Genomic DNA, 19,933 nt, shown 5'->3' on the forward strand with positions numbered 1-19,933 from the left:
CCTCTAATTGTTGTTCTTTTGAGCTTCAATCCAAACTTCAAGATCTTCACGTTTAAAACGCCATGCACCGCCCACTTTAAAGCCTGGCAATTTGCCATCAGCCGCTAAGCGGTATGCAGTTTTTTCGGTTAACTTTAAATACTCCGCTATTTCTTGGAGCGTTAGGATTTGATCTGTCATAGGGTAAGCTCTCAAAGTTATTAATGTGAGTATATGAGAAAATTAAGGAGTAAACTAGAAAATAGTGTCTCTTTTAGGCTGCTCTTAGCCGATAACCTTACTATGATTAGACATGTTCCAGTGCCTTTTTACTGTAGCAATCCCCAATCCTAATGCTTCCGCAGCTTTTGATTGCGATAGCCCCTCTGCTTTCTTGGATTGAACTGAAATAGTTGTGTCATGGGCTTTCGGTCTACCCAGTTTTTTGCCTTGAGCTTGCGCTCGTACAAGCCCTTCTTTTGTTCTCTCTCTAATTCGGTTACGCTCAAACTCAGCAAAAGCTGAGAACATTTGTAGCATCAGCTTACCCTCAGCACTTGATAGGTCTGCTACGGGGAGATCAAGGCAAGCAACCTTGATACCTTTATCTGTAAGCAGGTTAATTGTGTTTTGTACGTCTATGTTGTCACGACCTAAGCGGTCTAGCTTTAAGACCACCAGCATATCACCACGTTCCATCTGATGATTGATTAGCATCTTGAACTTTTCGCGCTTCATTGCCTCAACAGAACCGGAAACCGTTTCGCTGATGGTACGAGCATCATTGACTTCATACCCTTTCTGCCTAATAGCAATAATTTGATTCTCTGTGGTTTGCTCTGTTGTAGAAACACGACAATAGGAAAAGATACGCATTGGGCACTCACTTTTGTGGAAGGTATCAAATATAGGGGTATCATATGATTAAAGTATCATTAAGGCTACACCCTAATTTTATGATACTGATATTAGATAGAAAAAGCTGGTATCAATATACGAATGTTTATTGATACCGCAAAAAAGGTTGGTAAAATCTAACCATGCTGCAAGACCTTGTATTACTTGTTGAGATGTAGATAGCCTTTACTATGTGTACGGGGAACATATTGGGGGGAGCTGGCTTACAATAAGATTCGCGTAAACAGTGGTGATATGACACATTACTCCCACTCCTTACATGAGCAAATGTATGTCAAACTGCCATAAACAAGATATGAATGATCTTTAACTCTAAATGATAAAGGGGCACAAACGAGTTAGTTTTATTGACTTGGAAATGAACCGGTTAACTCTGAACTAGAGGGCGTTGAAGAAAATAGCGTGAATCCTGACATGGATGTCAGGCTAACTTTCGGGGTACAGGATGTACCATCGTTTTCGAATAAGTCCGAGGCGGAATAACAATAAAGTCAAAAGCTGGATCAACCCCATGGCGACCTTTTCGCTGTTTGAAAATGTTGCGGGGCGGCTGGGTGATCCAAGAGGGAACAGCCGTTGGTTTCCTTTTGGTCTGGTGTGGGTGAAGCGCCACGACGTTAGTGGCCGCAGGCCATAATCTAAAAACATAATGGGGCATAAGCGAGCTAGCCGTCCATCTAAACGCCTACAAACCAAGTGATTTACAACGGCTATCGACCACTGTATTTGCATTCCCCTGAAGGTTTTCAATACGTTTTGACCGCTTACACTCCCACTTAGAAACAGGATCTTGTTTGTCCCAAACTTGCATTAATTGGCTCTGTTGTTTACTCATTTTGTATTTAGGGTAAGTCTGCTCCATATACATGTGTGTTCGAGCGATAATGCCACGAGCAGCTATCGGTGGTTGTGCCTTGCGATCATCTATACGCATATCACAACTACCAAAGTCAGACACCGCTGAGGGCAACATAGTAAAGTTATAGTTACTGCGTAGTGCATTTACAGCACCGATGGCAGGGAACAAGTTATGCATGTCAGATTGCATATAACGATATTCTTGATTGATCTTCTCTGCGCACTTACGTCCCTTAAACGACTTACCTTTGCTATCGACACAACTTTTGTGACCATCACGCCACTCACTGAAGGCCCTGCCAAAGTTCTCCGCCGGAACTACATGTTCCCACTCAACCCGTTTTGCCCGTTTAATGTATTTAGAAGTAACAAAACCAGTAGGTGCTTCGATGTTCTTTTTTGCGTCAAATTTAGCACCACAGTAGATGGTTACGCGGTGATCTTGATAGACCTCCCGCTCGAGCATCTTCTTTGCTTTGTTGAATGAATCATTAGATGTATTTCCAGCTGCAATGGCTGTTGAGGTAAGAGCCAGTAGAAAGAAAGGTAGACCAATTTTAAGAAGTTTCATTGAAAGCTTTAAGCTAAGGAACAGTGACTAGATAATGCCTGATTTATCGTGTGGAACCAAGCATATGAGTGATACTAACAGTAAAAGCATTAATTAAAGCAAGAACCTCGTTAGCACTTAATACTGGGTACACTTAGCCATTTAGTTGTGTATTGCGGAGTTAGCAGGTCACGGCGCATTGACCATTTATGTTCTATGCCTTGCGCTGCTAGAAACATCGTATCACTGCCATAGCGTTGGTTAATGTCATCTAGCGTATGCATCAAAGCGGGATTGGCTTTAGTAGGGTTAAATAAATCGAATTGGTTATGCTTTTCGCTGGCTAGATCAATAAGCCCTATGCCGATTTTGTAATAATGTATGCCTTCACGAAAAAGCTTTGGTGCGGCCTCACTCATCGCTTTGGTTAGCTCAACAGTGCAGTTAGTCGGACATGGAAAATGCACAATAGCTTTGTAGCTTACTGGCCGTTCATCATGGGGGGAATTGTTGGCAAAAATAAGCATAGTCTTACAGTTTGAGCCTTGCTTACGTGCTTTACTCGCTGCTATAGCAACATGCTTACTCAATGCTTGCTGTAACGACTCAAAATCAGTGATCCGCTCACCTACGCTTCTAGTAGAAAATATCTGCTTTTTATCTGCCCTCGCCTCATCCCATACTTTACAGGCTTGGCCATTAAGCTCACGAACGGTACGTTCTATTTCAATACTAAATTGCTTTCTTGCCAGTGTCGGCGGCATAGAAGCGAGTTGAAACGCAGTACGGATATTCATTAGTTCAAGCTTCTTACTTATTCGGCGGCCTATCCCCCATACATCCCCTACAGCAAGCTGCTTTAAAATAGCAATACGCTCTTGCTCATTACTAATGAAACAAACCCCTTGGTAGCTCTCAATTTTCTTAGCTGCATGGTTGGCAATTTTAGCTAGAGTAAGCGTTTCACCAATACCCACACAGACTGCTAATCGCGCTTCTTTCCACACTGCACGGCGGATTAACTTGCTTGAGTACGGAGGCATTTGATAGCGGGATAGCAGTTCTTAAAGGAAAGGAAGCTTTCATCAATAGAGTAGATATGTTGCTCAGGAGCAAAGCGGCCAATGATGTCCATCATTTTGCTAGATAAGTCAGCATAGAGTTCATAGTTTGAGGAACAGACAATAACACCATGTTTCGCGCATAAGGCTTTAACCTGAAAGTAAGGTAGAAATTTCCCAATTCCAGCCTCTTTAGCTTGACGATTAGCTGCAACAATCATCCCATCGTTGTTACTCAACACAATAACAGGCTTACCACGCCAATCAGGGCGGAAGACTTGTTCTGCACTGCAATAGAAGCTATTAGCGTCAACTAGAGCAAACATCTAATTACCACATAACAGAGGGCTTTGACGGTGACAACGAATAGAACGTGTGACTACACCCTCAATACTAAAATCATCGTATTCATGAATTATGACAGGTTGGTATTGTTGATTAGAAGAAAGGAGAACACGCCCCTTTATCTAGGATTTTACAGACAAACTCGCCATTAAAATTGGCAACGATGACATCGCCGTTTCGAGCAGTCACATGACGATCAACAATGATCATATCACCATCAAAGATACCGACGTCTTGCATCGACTCACCTTGAGCAATACCAATAAAGGTCGAGCTTGGATGCTCAATAAGCAAATCATCCAAGCTCATACCAAGCTGGCTGTATTCAGCAGCGGGACTTTCAAAACCTGTAATGCCTGCTCTTGCAGGTATAGGGATAACACGCATAACAAAAAACCACTGTATATAATTACAGTAATATTAGCAGTAAACCATCAAGGTGCAAGTCTATTATTTTTACAATCGAATAATGCATTGCTCTTTGACTTGTGGAGCAACAAATTTATAACGTTTTATTTGATTATGTAACCAAATCAAGTTATCTTGATATCGTTACGTAATCAAGAGGTTCTAAGTATGGCAGATAAAAGTGAAGAACATAAAGGGACGCATGGTGGTGTACGTAAAGGTGCTGGCCGTAAGACTCGATATGAAAAAACGACAGTGATGAGAGTACCTGAACAATATAAAAATGCGATCAAAGCATTAATTCAACACATAGATGAATGCGAAAAAGTTGATCATCACTACTCACCTGTAGTTTCTAAACCTATCTTTACAAGGTCGTTGCAGGGCAAGCCGCAACAAGTTACTTTTACGGTAAGTCCAGTAAAAGCAACTTGATATTGTTACAGAATCAAATTTATTTATCAAAATAGGTTTACCTGAAGCAATGCTTGATGAAGCAGCAAAATTAATGGGATTGAATAAAAAGCATGTAATCTCACTGATAGGAAAAGCTTCAGGTAACACAAGTTTAAAATTTGGTTGTCGACTTGACTGTGAATGATGTGGCTAATGAAGCAATGACTTCTCACCATCATCACTATGTCAGATACTATTTAAGCTACATCGCCTTGATTAGACACCTTATTGGCACGCATTAATGAATGCAATCAACAAAGTCGTTTACACCTTAAATGAGCCTGAAACTAACTGTGCACAAAGCACCTCTGACTTGAATATTGCCATCTTAGGGTTAACCGATAAATGACAGACGAAGTAGATGAATTTGTTGATTGATTTTAATTTGACTGCAAAAGCAGTCAAATAAGTTAGGCTCGCCTATTGACTGGCGGAAGGCTCATATGTGTTATGTGCTTCTTGATGGATCATATATTTTGTTGCTTGTTCTTTGTTTGCTTGTCGATTTATAGTCAATTTCCATATTACATACCATGACATTAATAGTTCTGATTTTATCTAGAAAATCAAAGTTACTGCGTTGCTCCTTGTAGATAAATCGAACACCATTTTCAGTCATGCTAATTTTTTCATACTCCAAGCTATTCCTCTCAGAGTAACTATAAATAGAGGCTTTTATAGATTTCGCCAATTTTCTGAAATTCTTGTCGTAAGAAAAAAGTATTAAATACAAATCTATCTCGGCGTCACCTTCTATATTTTCATTTTCGCTATATCTAGAATAAAGCTGATCTATAGCATTTCTTGTTTCATTTTCAACATTCGAAGTTTGATTAATAAGTTTTGCCTCAATTAACCCAAAGGTCTTATTTCCCATACTAAGGCGAACATCTGAACGACCATTCCCGACCATTGCCTCACAGTTGACAGATATATTGGGGTATTCTTTATACAAACATCGTAAATTACTGGCAAGAATTGATGTAAGATTTTCTTCACCAAAAGAAAAACTTTGATTCTTTTTATTGTTTTTTGAAATAATATAGAGTGTATTATTCTTTTTTATTTCTGAAAGAGAAAAAGAAATCTTTTGTTCTAATTCTAAACAATTAAGTATTCTGTTGTATGTGGCCGATAGCATATAGGCTATAGACCGGAGATTTTTATGTATGTCTTTATTCAAAAAATGATAATCGTCAACACACTCAAAAAGACTAATAAACTTTCTTCTCAGTAGCTTAATGTCTTCAAGATCCAAGTGTTCTTTTTTTGTAAGGTAAAAGGGGCTTACTGACTGAAAGAATTTTATTTTCTCTTTTATTCCCCACAGTTTTTCTTTAAGTGCTTTTTCCTCAGTGCTTTTTTCCAATTCTTGTAATATGTCATCAACTTTACGAATACACCAATCAAAAGGAGTTCTAACATTGACGGTGCTAAAAAAATTAAAGTCATTTTTATAGATAATTAAATCAAGGTTATTAGATTTTTTAACTTTTGAAAAAACATCATGAACATCACGAGTTACAATTAATGAAGTCAGCCAACGATGATCCGCTAATTCAAAGTCTATTGCATTATTTATTACGGAGATACAGTACTGATATTTGTGTATGTATAAATTTATATTTCCAAAATTATTTTTGATACTGTAATACAGGTGATCGAACCTTGAGAGAAACGTTCTTATGATTTCAATTAAGGCTTCGGGGTTATTCTCATATTCTAATGCTGACTTTATAATGTTATCTGTAATGTGTCTTATTAATTGAGATATATCAAAGCTATTTCCCAATATAATAGAGCGTATATTACTAATATATTCCCTAAAGGAATTTATATAATAAATTTCCTCATTGTTAAATAAGTCAACATTATATTGATTACCCTCAATTTGAAGGCGTCTTAGTCTTAAGAAATCATGAACTTTACCTTTTGAATACCGGTCTTTATTTTCATTACAATCAGAAATCAATTCATCTAATAAATCTAAAAACAATCCTAAGCTTTCAAAAGTAATACAATGAAATGCATACTTTCTATCTATTGCCTTTTCTAGTTGAATATTTCTTAATAATAACCTGATCGAACCTTCATCCATTACCATAAAAATATGAGTCTATAGTTTATATAACGTTTATCGAATGCTGAATATATGAAGACAGCTCCTAGCACATAATGCCTCGTTAAGAGGCAATAAAATTGTTGGCTAAAATAAGTGAACGTAGTGAACAAAAAGCCAACTGTTTTTTGTCCTTGTTTAATTTCTTGTTAGCCTTTGAAATTAATACCCCAATAACAACTCATCTAATTTGCTATCTAATAGTTGAGAGGGGCATTCATCAGACTGTTCGTTATTTTTATTATCTATTAGCATATTTAAATCATCATCAGATAAAACAATAACGACAACTCCCATGTCTCTATAAACTCTAAGCTGGGAATCGATTGCTTTATTTGATATACCTAATCGAGATACAATTATAATAAATTTCCCAATAGCATTATTTGCATACTTGCTGACAGAATATAAAGTGTCTGACTCTATATTTGAACCGTAATTTTTGTAGTCAACTATAATAAAATCAGAGTTAAATTTACGTTGAACTCTTCCCCAAAAACCTTCTTCTGATGTTATTCGAAACACTCCATCACGGCGTTGTTTTTTATCTCTTGTAGAGCTTTGCCTTGCTGGTAGTTTTAATTTGCCATCAAACACGTAGCTTATAATAGATTCACCAACTTTCTCAAATTCATACGCATCGAGCTTTCCAGGGCGACAAGTTAATAGACTTTCTTTAAGTTTGTACGACTTTGAGTTAATACGGTTTAATTCTATATAGTGCTTTAAGGCTGAATTTAACAGATTTTTTGAAGATATTACTCCAAGCTCTACATCATAAAGCAGATCAAGCAAAGTCTCATAGGGCTTGATGAATTTCACCATCAAGTTGGTTATCTTTCCAGTTTGATAGTAGCTTGAGCTTATTTCAGGGAATCTCCGCATAGACTGATTAATAAAACAGCTTCTAGAGAATTTTTGAAAGCCATTTTCTATAAGCGACGGAACGATAGCATTTTCATCTATAACCCTTGCCGAATAGGAACTGCTCTGTCCCATGTGACTGAAGGGGTGTCTTATATCTATACTTTCATCTAGAGTCTTTGCTAAAGAAAAAGAAAGTAGCGACTGTCCTAATGAATAAGTCATTTGGTCGTTGAAAAATATAAATTTTACTTTTTCATCGTAATCTTTATCTAAATATGTGGCCTCGGCAGTATCGCGAACTTGTTGTAGATGCTGTAAGAAACTCGCCTTATAATTATTCATCATGGAAAATATTAAAATCTCGATATTGATAGAAGGCTAACGCCCTGTTAACAGGCAAAAAACAGTTGGTTAAAATTAGCGACGAAGGAGCAAAACCAACTGTTTTTTGTCCTTGTTTAACAGCTTGTTGAACGAAGCCGCTCTGCGGCAGAAAAGATAAAAACACATCTTTAGCACCATCATAAATACTTACTAGACCCTGCCTATCTTGGCATTACCTAAGAGTATCACCATGGAAACTCATGAACAACAACGCTTTGATTTTCTTTATGAACAACATCTTACCAATTTAACTCTGCAAGGCAAGCGGCCTGCTACCATCGATGCGTACAGTCGTGCGGTCAGGCGCATTAGTGCTTATTTTGACTGTTGCCCTGATAACCTTTCAACCGATGATTTGAAGCGTTATTTTGCTGATTTAATTGCCTCTCACTCCTGGAGTACCGTAAAACTCGACCGTAATGGATTACAGTTTTTCTATCGGTATGTCCTTAACCAACATTGGGAGTGGCTGAGTATTGTTAAGCCGCCGCAAGTCAAACGTTTACCCGATATTTTGACCCCTGCCGAAGTCTCTATCGTCATTAGCCTCACCCATAAGCTGCGATATCAAGTGTGCTTTTTAACCCTATACAGTATGGGGTTGCGCCTCGGTGAAGCAATGTCATTACAGGTTGGCGATATCGATTCAGCGTTGATGCAGGTGCATATTCGTGACGCCAAAGGCGGCAAGGATAGGCTAGTACCTTTACCACAACGCACATTGTTAGCGCTGCGTTATTACTGGCAAACCCATCGCCATCCTCGGCATGTATTTCCCGATAAAGACGGTAAACCAGGCTCCGTGATAGATAAAGGCGGTATTCAAAAAGCACTAAAACGCGTTATTCGTGAGTGCAACATTCACAAATCCATCAGCCCACATAATTTACGCCACAGCTACGCGACTCATTTGCTAGAGCAAGGGTTAGATTTACGCTCAGTACAGCACTTACTCGGCCACAACAGCCTCAACAGCCTCAACACCACGGCAAGGTATACCCGCCTCACGACCATTATTCGCAAAAATACTGCTCTGTCAGTCAACCAACCCACTGATAAATTGGTGCTCAAGTGGGAGTGTGGCATATGACATTTATCGACATTTTACGTGACCACCTTGATGCGTTTAATCAAGCTTATGATGGCAACATCACCCCACCAATGCGCCAAGCGATTAATGCTATGCTCAGCTGCCGCTCTCATTCCCAAAGAGCTAGCCGCTGGGCTTGTCAGGGTTGCACTCATATAGCAGATTTCCCGCTGTCATGTGGTCATCGCAGTTGCCCTCAATGCCAGTACAACACCACAGCAGATTGGTTAGCGAAGCAACAGGCTAAACTGTTGCCTGTCGATTACTTTATGGTGACATTTACTTTGCCATATGAACTGCGTGTTGTGGCTAAATATCAACCGGAAGCCCTCTATCCTGCCATGTTTGCCGTCGCTGCCAGTGTGCTCAAAGATTTTGCGCTTAACTCACCAAAACTTGCCGGTGATATTGGTTTAACTGGCGTGCTGCATACCCACAGCCGGCGGCGAGATTTACATCCGCATATTCACTTTATTATTCCAGCGGGCAGTTTCAACAAAACCCAACACCACTGGAAAAAGAATAAGGGCAAATACCTGTTCAACGCTTTCAATTTAGCTAAAGTGTGGCGCGCACGTTTACTGGAACAGTTGGCAAAACTGAATCTCAAACTGCCAACCTCACTGCCAAAAAAGTGGGTGGTAGACTGCCAGCATGTGGGCAAAGGCTTGCCTGCGTTGCAGTATCTATCACGCTATCTTTATCGTGGCGTACTGCCCGATAAAAGCATCGTCAGTCTTGTCGATGGTCAAGTGGGTTTCGAATATGAAGACAGCCAAACCAAATCGAAGAAAATTCGTACTCTACCCGCCACAGAATTTCTCTGGTTAATACTGCAACACGTATTACCGAAGGGATTAAGACGAGTAAGAGACTATGGATTACTCAGAGGCAATGCCAAAAAGCTCAGGCTACAAATACAGCTTATGCTAGCGGTTGCTGGGGCAGTGTTTCCAAACATTCCCGCGATAAAGCGCAGATTAGCGACGCGCAGTTGCCCGTGTTGTCAGCAACCAATGCGCTTTATGGGCATAGTGACACGACCGACAAACTTAATACCCACCTAACATTTAATATGATAATAAAGATAATGGCTTAACTGAATACCGTGGAGGATTAATTTAACGCACTGAAATTAAGAGAGTTAAATAATTAGCAAATGAGCTAAGGGAACTTGCTGGCTACAGAAAAGTTGCCAGATAACCATCACATCAAACAGCGCGTTTTCTCGAACTGTTATTTACATAATAAAAAGTCGCATCCCACGTGTCGGGCTTGTTCAACACTTGGGATAAGGACGCGGCTTCGCGCGGCCTATCCTTATTTGTTAGGTTTTGTTTTGTTCGGAAAACCAATTAAATACAGGCTTTTTTTCTGGTATTGTAAATCTCAAATTTTTAACTTCACCACTTTGAACTACCTCTACTTCTTTTAGAGAATTATTCCATAAAAACAGATAACCTCCGGCACGACCTATATAGGATTTCTGAATTTTCTTATCATTGATAATGATGATGGACTGGTCAGCTTTAATATCAATAGCCTTATTAACTCCCCAACCATAAGATAGTAGAATCGTTGAAACCATAATATAAACGATAGAAAACCTTAACATTCTATTTGGTATTTCGTCTTTAATAAACTCAGACTCTCCAATTACTAATGGTATAATTAACACAGCCAGAAAACCTGCTTGATACCACCGATTTTCAGAGTCAGAAAATAGTAAAAAATAAATTACTGCTACAAACAAAAGTATGACTATTAAACTAAATGAAAATCTAGAATACTTTGCAACTAGAAGGTGAGCCCCACCTCCTGGAGGAAGCACCTCCATAACATTTTTTGGTAAAAGTGAACTTCCAATAAAAGTAGACAGGCATAAAAGCAAAACGGAAAACACAAGGGGGTTTAATGCGTGTTTTACCACATCAGTTAACGCAATATATTCTAGTATATTTATATTAAACGCCCCCCAAAAACCAAGTAAATACAATAAAGATACGGTTAGGCTATAAGGTGCTATTAACGTGACTATTTTCTGAATTTTGATTAACTCCATACTCGATTATAAAACCTAACGTTTTAGTATTTATGCGTTGCGCTATTTGCAGGGCATAAATCGCTTGTTGGACTTGGCCGATGCCTAGTCCATATTAATTGGCATGCTTCATGCTATAGGAATTTGCTTTTTTTGATGCTGGCTATGGGATACAGAGCAGTTTTAGTCTGTTGATATTGAGTAGCAAGTATGTTTTTCATTGAAATTCCTTTTCATCATATTTTTCTATCTTACATCTTTAAGCCTAACGGTTTCTATGAGGATTATGTACTCAATTGAAGCCTCATTTGGCTCCGCGCAGCGGCTTAGTTCAACAGCTTATTGAACGGCTCGCCCGATAAAGTCGGCTGTTCAAGTTATTGATTTATATCATCCTACATTCTCTATGTCCTCGATGTAAAGCGATAAAATACTCTCAACATCCTTAAATAAAACGAGCTTGCGCGTTAATGTCGTTAAAAAATAAGCGATTATATTTATTTTTAACATTATCAATCAATTATAGTTTTCTAATTAAACCTACGTTACGACTTTAGGCTTACTTAATGAGTTGTTTGTTGCCAATTAAGCCAAATCTCATTATACCTGTATATAAAACCAGTTCATTAAATTATGCAATCTAGGCAGTAAAAATGACATCTGTAAAAGAGCAATATCAATTAAATTTTGTATGAAAAACGAAGGTAAGCATTGTTAAATAGAGCTTTAGTTCTAAGTAACTTTGGGGCATAAACGTGTTATGCACCCTAACAAGCTTTTGGACATTTTCGCGCTAGCGACCTCACTAAATTAGATAAGCGTGGATTAGATGGGGTATGGCAAAAATACAGAAAGTGTCTAGATTTATCAGTCCTTACCAAAGTGGAGTAACTCATCAGCGAATAGAAAAGCAAGACCGAAGCCTTGCCTAAGAACTCAAAATACTACTACATCATTCATTTGCTATTTTGGAGTAGTCGATACCCTTCACTGAAACTAGTAGCTCTGGGCGCTGTAATGTGAGGTCATCAGCGATACCTTGAAGCCAGCTTACGGTCTCTTCTAGGTTCATTTTTGCACCTGTATCTGGATTTACCCAATTGCGGGACTCCCTCATACATATTAGAAGGCAACCGACATAGCATTTCTTGTGATTTAGATATCGTCCAACTAACTGATCGACTAATGCAACTTTCAGCTCAGAACCCGACCAGTTATTTCGACTATCATCAAGCTTGAGTTCTATAGTGGCATACCTATCGATGCGATCTACATTAAGTCGAATATCTGTTCTTTTTTCGGCAGCAACTACCGCTTCTTGAGTTACCGAGTAAGCACCACGGCTATTGTGATATAGGTAATTAGAAATAAACCTACGAAGCTCGGTTTCGCCATCCACTTTTCTCAACGTATCGACTATGCTTGCCTCATCATTAAGTAGGCTATGCTCAAAATCATCTAGCCTGTTATTCATAACCATAAATAGAGAGCTGTCATCATAGGGTTGATAATTTCTCTCTCTATTAAATTGATTAAACCTCTCCACTGGCATTGGCTTCGGCTCTGAAATTCTAGCCGCGAGCTCAACAGCGGCTTGCTTTAGCCTACAAGATACGTCATTAAATAAAGGCATCGCTGACAACTCGTATAAAGTGTCAATTGTATAGAGTGATTCTACTTTAAATAGGCTTTCAAGTAGGAAGCTGCGAGCATGCTCAGCGTAGTCCCTCCTTCCTGGTCTAAAGGAGCCTTCCCTCTTTATATCAGAAGAAGGCTGAACGACTTCATAAGAGCGAATAACCAGTGGTTTCAATACAGCTAGTCTTTGTTGAGTCGGCTCTATATGCTCAAACGTAGGTTGCTGCATGCTATGGCGGTCGCCAAAGACAATAGCAAAAAGATCTAAATTGCCATCAGCGCATCTATTTTCTGTAAACTCGATGATCCTATCGCAGCCTTTCACCAAGTTGAGATTTGCCAACCTTGCAACCCAAGCATTACGATCATCAACGGAATCAATAGAATTATCGAGGAAGCAATTCACTACTTCAGCTAATAAAGCTTTAGGAGTGTCCGCACCAAACTTAGCTACTAATTCAAAAGCATACTTTAGGTCGGTATTGGAACCTTTGATCATACCAGCTTCGATAATATCAAGTTTCGTCAATATCGCTTCGATAACGCTGTTTTTTACGATTAAGTAATCTGAATACAGAGCATCAAGAAGTATAGGAGCTTTGCCTAACTCAGCGAAATCTTCCAGTTGCTTCTGAGCCTCTAATGTAAATACTTCTCCAACGATGACGGGGTACTTGTCTGTTAGCGTATTAAGATAGTTGGCAAACTTATTGAGCTCGATAGTCGAGATTTTTACAGCCTGACTAACCTGCTCATCAGTCAAACCTGTCGGCCAACACTTACTTTCAGAATCGCACTTAACTGCGGTAAGAGCCATCAAGGTCTCATAAGAAAAAGAGTTCTTAGCGTCGTTATTTCGTTCACTGAACAGCAGTACATCCGCTGACTTCCAATAATCTGATAGCCTTGGCCTTAGGGCATCGACAAATTTTTTGGAAAAGGCTTTTTCAATCAGGTTGGAGTCCCACTCCCCCCACGTCGAAGTATCACTACTCTGTTCTAAAAATTTGAACAGGTTGTAAATCGTGTTCTCATATTCGTCCTCACCTAAACAAAAATCCTCACGAGCAAGAACCTCGTCCCTCCACTCCCTCCAATCTTCGACCCTTTTAGCTTCCATTTCAGCAAATGTTTCCATTCTATGGCGATGTTCAACCTCGTATTCATCTGGCTCTCGTTCGGGAGGATTTAGGGTTCGCTCTAACATATCTGCATATTCAGTGCCTGCCGAAAGTAATGAAGACAAGAACTCAATTGCTCTTGAAGAAGACTCATATTTAACAAGCTGAATTATGCGATAAAAGGCGGCGTCTTTTTTATTTTTTGATTCGCCCTCAATAAAAGCCCGTTCCAACCACGGAAGATCGTTAGTAGTGAATGGAGGCAATATGTTCTCATAATCAATAAGATAATCGCTAAACATGAAGTTGTCACAACTCTCAAGCTCTTCTACTAAGCACAAACAAGCCCAATAATACGCTTCCCTAAGCTTTAGGTTTTGTGACAACAACTTGACCAACGCTTGAGTTTCGTCTCTCGCTACAATACTGGTCCTGCGCTCGCCGAAGTGAAAAGCGATAGCAAGACACCAAGCCCATTGTTCAACACTCTCTTTTTCAGCTGGCACGCTTAAAAAGCAAGCTTGGATTACAGCGTCCACAAAATGGTTGTATTTCGAGTTACCGTTGTAGATACGACTCTCAGCGCACCGAGCATCCCATACTGCTTGAGCAAGCTCATCTCTGAGCCAATACTTTTGTTCGTCCGACAACGATTCAGACTTGATTGCATTCATTATTGAGAAACCTAATCCATGAACATTATTAGGGGGCTCAGGAAGGAATCTTGCGACTGCAAAAAAATCAAATACACACATTGCATCTGGAATAAGATTACTTAATATGCTTCGAACCAGCTTGTGTGGCCACTCCCCCTTAAGAACAGCTTTTCCGACTTTTTCTTTCTGTTCTTGCCCCCCAAATTCAAGCACGCTCCATCCAGCGTAAGTTCTCTGATGTATCGGTAAATCTTCATCAAATAATGCATTTAATGCCAAATCTGTACAGATTGGCATTGGAGTCAAATAGATTAGCTCTAAAAGTAACTCCCGTGTATCAAGACCTGAATAAGCTTTATCCCACAACTCGCGAATAACAGGCGATAGCTCTGGTGTCGACAACCGTTTCAGATCTGAAAAATCAATTCGTATACCTCGCCACGTTTTATCTTGCGAGTACATATCAACGTATTTGCGAATAAGCTCTGCACGGCACTCAACTGTAAGCAAAGCGGGGATTCCTTGACGAAACATCAAAGAAGGCGAGCGTCCTTTAATCTCGTTATATATATCGGGGTACCACAGAGCTAACCACGCCGTCACTGGTTCCATACTTGGAATTACTACGTCTTCATTTTTTACACGCGCGAATAACTGGCTAAATAAGTCATTTGTATTGAGACCTAACTCCCTCAACTTCTTCAAGCGCAACGCAGCCAGATACTCTTGGGTAGAACGGTGGTGGAACCTGAACGCTCCAACTCCTGTACGGTCAAAGATGGGCTTACCAAGTAGCTCCGCGCATTCATCAAATGTCCAACCAGTCAGTACATCTTGAATCTTTAGGGCGCTTTCTTTACTTGCAGTAGAAGTCGATTTTATTGATCTCGTTTTAGTCATAAAAAAAGCTAATGCTACTCGTTCTGCACCATCGAGTGCTTTGTCTTGACTAAGACAGTTCCGCTTTTTATCTGATATTTCACGAAGCTTTTGGTTAATGCCATAAACAAGTTGCTCCTCTAAATTACCTAATTGCCCTTGCTCCGCTAATTGATCGAGGGCCGACATAATTTCGTAAGGGGAACGATATAAGTGCCAAAGTTCTTTTTCTGATAATTGGCGATTAAACTGTTCTGAGGCACTTGGAAAGTATAGTTTCGCAAACTCCAGAACTTCGCTTTGAGTAAAAGGTAGAAGGCTTACCACTCTGATATTGTCTGAGGAGTCATGATCATCAATCTCCCGCTCAGTTTTATTACTAGCCCGTTCCGTACGAGAAACAACCTGTAAGAAAACCTGTTCTCCGTCCTTAGGTTGTAACTGCGCCTGGTCTTTTTTTTTCGGCGGCAGTATTGTTGATAGAGCTTTAACGTCCAACTCCTCATTCCAATCACTTGGACGGCAAGAAATAAAAAATTTTGCTCTCGATAGAGCTTCGCCAAGAGTATCTTTAACTTTCTTCAAAGCCTTACGAAGCGTTCCTTGACGAAGCTTAAGCTCATCTACAGCATCTAAAAAGAACACCGCCGTCTGATCAGGGGCTGCAAGCCAATCATCCCATGCATGTTCTTCTTCATCTGACAATATATCTAGAACTTCACTGTCTTGGAGCTGCTCAAGCGGTATGAAAAACGAGACTTTCCCGTTAGCCCGGAGTATTTCATTTCGTCTCTTAAACTCATGAGTTTTGCCACATTTACCATCAGCGAGCACAACAACACAGTGGTTGTCCTTAAAATCATCCCAGCTCAGATTGCCAGATGTACTTTCGCCCCATAACGACAAAAAGTCGGGATCGACAAGGTGCTTTTCAGAGGGTTTTGCGAATCGGCGTTCTATCGGTACATGATGGATGGTCATACTATGTAATGTTCCTGATGAAGATGATCTCACTTACTTTATCTTCTCACACCCAAGGTAATTGTCTAGAATTAACCCTTGATTAGTGTGGAATGTATAGCTAGTTCATCGTCTGGTAAGCCCCCACTTCCTTAAACACATTTCAGGCATGAGCAAAACTAAGTCAAGCTGGGCTCAGTCTGCACGAAGGTTCAATTGATGCTGGCACGTAATGGGGCATAAATGAGCTAGCCGCCCATCTAAATGCCTACAAACCAAGTGATTTACAACGGCTATCGACCACTGTATTTGCATTCCCCTGAAGGTTTTCAATACGTTTTGACCGCTTACACTCCCACTTAGAAACAGGATCTTGTTTGTCCCAAACTTGCATTAATTGGCTCTGTTGTTTACTCATTTTGTATTTAGGGTAAGTCTGCTCCATATACATGTGTGTTCGAGCGATAATGCCACGAGCAGCTATCGGTGGTTGTGCCTTGCGATCATCTATACGCATATCACAACTACCAAAGTCAGACACCGCTGAGGGCAACATAGTAAAGTTATAGTTACTGCGTAGTGCATTTACAGCACCGATGGCAGGGAACAAGTTATGCATGTCAGATTGCATATAACGATATTCTTGATTGATCTTCTCTGCGCACTTACGTCCCTTAAACGACTTACCTTTGCTATCGACACAACTTTTGTGACCATCACGCCACTCACTGAAGGCTCTGCCAAAGTTCTCCGCCGGAACTACATGTTCCCACTCAACCCGTTTTGCCCGTTTAATGTATTTAGAAGTAACAAAACCTGTAGGTGCTTCGATGTTCTTTTTAGCGTCAAATTTAGCACCACAGTAGATGGTTACGCGGTGATCTTGATAGACCTCCCGCTCGAGCATCTTCTTTGCTTTGTTGAATGAGTCATTAGATGTATTTCCTGCTGCAATGGCTGTAGAGCTGAGAGCCAGTAGAAAGAGTGGTAGACCAATTTTGAGGAGGTTCATTGAAAACTTTAAGCTAAGGAACAGTGACTAGATAATGCCTGATTTATCTAGTCAGACCAAGCATATGAGTGATACTAACAGTGAAAACATTAATCAATGCGAAAACCTAGTTAACACTTAATGCTGGGTACACTGAGCCATTTGGTTGTGTATTGCGGAGTTAGCAGGTCACGGCGCATTGACCACTTATGCTCTATGCCTTGCGCTGCTAGAAACATCGTATCACTTCCATAACGTTGGTTAATGTCATCTAGCGTATGCATCAAAGCTGGATTAGCTTTAGGAGGGTTAAACAAATCGAATTGGTTGTGTTTTTCGTTGGCTAGATCAATAAGCCCTATACCGATTTTGTAATAATGTATGCCTTCACGAAAAAGCTTTGGTGCGGCCTCACTCATCGCTTTGGTTAGCTCAACAGTGCAGTTAGTCGGACATGGAAAATGCACAATAGCTTTGTAGCTTACTGGCCGTTCATCATGGGGTGAGTTGCTGGCAAAAATCAGCATGGTCTTGCAGTTTGAGCATTGCTTACGTGCTTTACTCGCTGCGATAGCAACATGCTTACTCAATGCTTGCTGTAACGACTCAAAATCAGTGATCCGCTCACCTACGCTTCTAGTCGAAAATATCTGCTTTTTATCTGCCCTCGCCTCATCCCATACTTTACAGGCTTGGCCGTTAAGCTCACGAACGGAACGTTCTATTTCAATACTAAATTGCTTTCTTGCCAGTGTCGGCGGCATAGAAGCGAGTTGAAACGCAGTACGGATATTCATTAGTTCAAGCTTCTTACTTATTCGGCGGCCTATCCCCCATACATCCCCTACAGCAAGCTGCTTTAAAATAGCAATACGCTCTTGCTCATTACTAATGAAACAAACCCCTTGGTAGCTCTCAATTTTCTTAGCTGCATGGTTGGCAATTTTAGCTAGAGTAAGCGTTTCACCAATACCCACACAGACTGCTAATCGCGCTTCTTTCCACACTGCACGGCGGATTAACTTGCCTTGAGTACGGAGGCATTTGATAGCGGGATAGCAGTTCTTAAAGGAAAGGAAGCTTTCATCAATAGAGTAGATATGTTGCTCAGGAGCAAAGCGGCCAATGATGTCCATCATTTTGCTAGATAAGTCAGCATAGAGTTCATAGTTTGAGGAACAGACAATAACACCATGTTTCGCGCATAAGGCTTTAACCTGAAAGTAAGGTAGAAATTTCCCAATTCCAGCCTCTTTAGCTTGACGATTAGCTGCAACAATCATCCCATCGTTGTTACTCAACACAATAACAGGCTTACCACGCCAATCAGGGCGGAAGACTTGTTCTGCACTGCAATAGAAGCTATTAGCGTCAACTAGAGCAAACATCTAATTACCACATAACAGAGGGCTTTGACGGTGACAACGAATAGAACGTGTGACTACACCCTCAATACTAAAATCATCGTATTCATGAATTATGACAGGTTGGTATTGTTGATTAGAAGAAAGGAGAACACGCCCCTTGGTATCTAGGATTTTACAGACAAACTCGCCATTAAAATTGGCAACGATGACATCGCCGTTTCGAGCAGTCACATGACGATCAACAATGATCATATCACCATCAAAGATACCGACGTCTTGCATCGACTCACCTTGAGCAATACCAATAAAGGTCGAGCTTGGATGCTCAATAAGCAAATCATCCAAGCTCATACCAAGCTGGCTGTATTCAGCAGCGGGACTTTCAAAACCTGTAATGCCTGCTCTTGCAGGTATAGGGATAACACGCACAACAAAAAACCACTGTATATAATTACAGTGATATTAGCAGTAAACCATCAAGGTGCAAGTCTATTATTTTTACAATCGAATAATGCATTGCTCTTTGACTTGTGGAGCAACAAATTTATAACGTTTTATTTGATTATGTAACCAAATCAAGTTATCTTGATATCGTTACGTAATCAAGAGATTCTAAGTATGGCAGATAAAAGTGAAGAACATAAAGGGACGCATGGTGGTGTACGTAAAGGTGCTGGCCGTAAGACTCGATATGAAAAAACGACAGTGATGAGAGTACCTGAACAATATAAAAATGCGATCAAAGCATTAATTCAACACATAGATGAATGCGAAAAAGTTGATCATCACTACTCACCTGTAGTTTCTAAACCTATCTTTACAAGGTCGTTGCAGGGCAAGCCGCAACAAGTTACTTTTACGGTAAGTCCAGTAAAAGCAACTTGATATTGTTACAGAATCAAATTTATTTATCAAAATAGGTTTACCTGAAGCAATGCTTGATGAAGCAGCAAAATTAATGGGATTGAATAAAAAGCATGTAATCTCACTGATAGGAAAAGCTTCAGGTAACACAAGTTTAAAATTTGGTTGTCGACTTGACTGTGAATGATGTGGCTAATGAAGCAATGACTTCTCACCATCATCACTATGTCAGATACTATTTAAGCTACATCGCCTTGATTAGACACCTTATTGGCACGCATTAATGAATGCAATCAACAAAGTCGTTTACACCTTAAATGAGCCTGAAACTAACTGTGCACAAAGCACCTCTGACTTGAATATTGCCATCTTAGGGTTAAC

At 40.0% G+C, this 19,933-nt stretch carries 14 protein-coding genes and 2 pseudogenes; 4 read left to right on the top strand and 12 right to left on the bottom strand.

The features are described 5' to 3' along the window. Window positions 1–3: 3 nt before the first annotated feature. The 5 genes and pseudogenes from ABIS04_RS13290 to ABIS04_RS13310 form a co-directional block, all read right to left on the bottom strand. A complete protein-coding gene (locus ABIS04_RS13290) occupies window positions 4–180 on the bottom strand; it encodes a helix-turn-helix domain-containing protein (protein WP_350431364.1) in 177 nt (58 codons plus the stop codon). An 84-nt stretch (window positions 181–264) separates the two neighbouring features. After that, window positions 265–855: a recombinase family protein gene (locus ABIS04_RS13295; protein ID WP_350431365.1), complete on the bottom strand. Its 591-nt coding sequence runs from the start codon at window positions 853–855 to the stop codon at window positions 265–267. Window positions 856–1,582: 727 nt separating this feature from the next. Then, window positions 1,583–2,326 (bottom strand): endonuclease, encoded by a 744-nt coding sequence (locus tag ABIS04_RS13300; protein ID WP_350431366.1) that lies wholly within the window; start codon window positions 2,324–2,326, stop codon window positions 1,583–1,585. Window positions 2,327–2,436: 110 nt separating this feature from the next. Continuing rightward, a pseudogene (locus tag ABIS04_RS13305) lies at window positions 2,437–3,692 on the bottom strand (Y-family DNA polymerase). Beyond that, window positions 3,693–4,098 (bottom strand): annotated as a pseudogene (locus ABIS04_RS13310) (LexA family protein). Window positions 4,099–4,287: 189 nt separating this feature from the next. Between ABIS04_RS13310 and ABIS04_RS13315 the strand changes: the two are divergent. Continuing rightward, window positions 4,288–4,554 carry a hypothetical protein gene (locus tag ABIS04_RS13315; protein ID WP_350431367.1) on the top strand — a complete coding sequence of 89 codons (267 nt, stop codon included), beginning with the start codon at window positions 4,288–4,290 and terminating at the stop codon, window positions 4,552–4,554. 469 nt (window positions 4,555–5,023) lie between these two features. Here ABIS04_RS13315 and ABIS04_RS13320 read toward each other — a convergent pair whose 3' ends face one another. Both ABIS04_RS13320 and ABIS04_RS13325 read right to left on the bottom strand, forming a co-directional pair. Then, window positions 5,024–6,679: a hypothetical protein gene (locus tag ABIS04_RS13320; RefSeq protein ID WP_350431368.1), complete on the bottom strand. Its 1,656-nt coding sequence runs from the start codon at window positions 6,677–6,679 to the stop codon at window positions 5,024–5,026. A gap of 177 nt (window positions 6,680–6,856) precedes the next feature. Further along, window positions 6,857–7,906: a hypothetical protein gene (locus ABIS04_RS13325; RefSeq protein ID WP_350431369.1), complete on the bottom strand. Its 1,050-nt coding sequence runs from the start codon at window positions 7,904–7,906 to the stop codon at window positions 6,857–6,859. Window positions 7,907–8,135: 229 nt separating this feature from the next. Between ABIS04_RS13325 and ABIS04_RS13330 the strand changes: the two genes are divergently transcribed. Continuing rightward, complete coding sequence (locus ABIS04_RS13330; RefSeq protein ID WP_350431370.1) at window positions 8,136–9,035, top strand: site-specific integrase; 900 nt, start codon at window positions 8,136–8,138, stop codon at window positions 9,033–9,035. Then, a complete protein-coding gene (locus ABIS04_RS13335; protein ID WP_350431371.1) occupies window positions 9,032–10,102 on the top strand; it encodes an IS91 family transposase in 1,071 nt (356 codons plus the stop codon). The genes ABIS04_RS13330 and ABIS04_RS13335 overlap by 4 nt, the downstream gene beginning before the upstream one ends. 260 nt (window positions 10,103–10,362) lie before the next feature. Here ABIS04_RS13335 and ABIS04_RS13340 read toward each other — a convergent pair whose 3' ends face one another. From ABIS04_RS13340 to ABIS04_RS13360, 5 genes are all read right to left on the bottom strand, one after another. Continuing rightward, the gene (locus ABIS04_RS13340; protein WP_350431372.1) at window positions 10,363–11,097 is read right to left on the bottom strand and encodes a hypothetical protein; all 735 of its coding nucleotides are present in this window, start codon (window positions 11,095–11,097) and stop codon (window positions 10,363–10,365) included. A 931-nt stretch (window positions 11,098–12,028) separates the two neighbouring features. Then, complete coding sequence (locus tag ABIS04_RS13345; protein WP_350431373.1) at window positions 12,029–16,351, bottom strand: hypothetical protein; 4,323 nt, start codon at window positions 16,349–16,351, stop codon at window positions 12,029–12,031. Between the two features lie 247 nt (window positions 16,352–16,598). Beyond that, entirely contained in the window at window positions 16,599–17,342 is a 744-nt protein-coding gene (locus ABIS04_RS13350; RefSeq protein WP_350431374.1) for an endonuclease, read from the bottom strand. Between the two features lie 110 nt (window positions 17,343–17,452). After that, a complete protein-coding gene (locus ABIS04_RS13355; RefSeq protein ID WP_350431375.1) occupies window positions 17,453–18,709 on the bottom strand; it encodes a Y-family DNA polymerase in 1,257 nt (418 codons plus the stop codon). Beyond that, on the bottom strand, window positions 18,710–19,117 hold the full coding sequence (locus ABIS04_RS13360; RefSeq protein WP_350431376.1) for a translesion error-prone DNA polymerase V autoproteolytic subunit: 408 nt from the start codon (window positions 19,115–19,117) through the stop codon (window positions 18,710–18,712). A 189-nt stretch (window positions 19,118–19,306) separates the two neighbouring features. Between ABIS04_RS13360 and ABIS04_RS13365 the strand changes: the two genes are divergently transcribed. After that, the gene (locus ABIS04_RS13365; RefSeq protein ID WP_350431367.1) at window positions 19,307–19,573 is read left to right on the top strand and encodes a hypothetical protein; all 267 of its coding nucleotides are present in this window, start codon (window positions 19,307–19,309) and stop codon (window positions 19,571–19,573) included. Window positions 19,574–19,933: the final 360 nt, after the last annotated feature.

The sequence above is a fragment of the Shewanella sp. H8 genome (assembly GCF_040285065.1).
Lineage (GTDB): Bacteria > Pseudomonadota > Gammaproteobacteria > Enterobacterales > Shewanellaceae > Shewanella > Shewanella polaris.

Coding starts and splice junctions, on each gene's coding strand:
- ABIS04_RS13340 (WP_350431372.1), bottom strand. CDS start 11,097: ATGGAGTTAATCAAAATTCAGAAAATAGTCACGTTAATAGCACCTTAT.
- ABIS04_RS13315 (WP_350431367.1), top strand. CDS start 4,288: ATGGCAGATAAAAGTGAAGAACATAAAGGGACGCATGGTGGTGTACGT.
- ABIS04_RS13335 (WP_350431371.1), top strand. CDS start 9,032: ATGACATTTATCGACATTTTACGTGACCACCTTGATGCGTTTAATCAA.
- ABIS04_RS13350 (WP_350431374.1), bottom strand. CDS start 17,342: ATGAACCTCCTCAAAATTGGTCTACCACTCTTTCTACTGGCTCTCAGC.
- ABIS04_RS13290 (WP_350431364.1), bottom strand. CDS start 180: ATGACAGATCAAATCCTAACGCTCCAAGAAATAGCGGAGTATTTAAAG.
- ABIS04_RS13320 (WP_350431368.1), bottom strand. CDS start 6,679: ATGGTAATGGATGAAGGTTCGATCAGGTTATTATTAAGAAATATTCAA.
- ABIS04_RS13295 (WP_350431365.1), bottom strand. CDS start 855: ATGCGTATCTTTTCCTATTGTCGTGTTTCTACAACAGAGCAAACCACA.
- ABIS04_RS13355 (WP_350431375.1), bottom strand. CDS start 18,709: ATGTTTGCTCTAGTTGACGCTAATAGCTTCTATTGCAGTGCAGAACAA.
- ABIS04_RS13365 (WP_350431367.1), top strand. CDS start 19,307: ATGGCAGATAAAAGTGAAGAACATAAAGGGACGCATGGTGGTGTACGT.
- ABIS04_RS13325 (WP_350431369.1), bottom strand. CDS start 7,906: ATGATGAATAATTATAAGGCGAGTTTCTTACAGCATCTACAACAAGTT.
- ABIS04_RS13330 (WP_350431370.1), top strand. CDS start 8,136: ATGGAAACTCATGAACAACAACGCTTTGATTTTCTTTATGAACAACAT.
- ABIS04_RS13300 (WP_350431366.1), bottom strand. CDS start 2,326: ATGAAACTTCTTAAAATTGGTCTACCTTTCTTTCTACTGGCTCTTACC.
- ABIS04_RS13345 (WP_350431373.1), bottom strand. CDS start 16,351: ATGACCATCCATCATGTACCGATAGAACGCCGATTCGCAAAACCCTCT.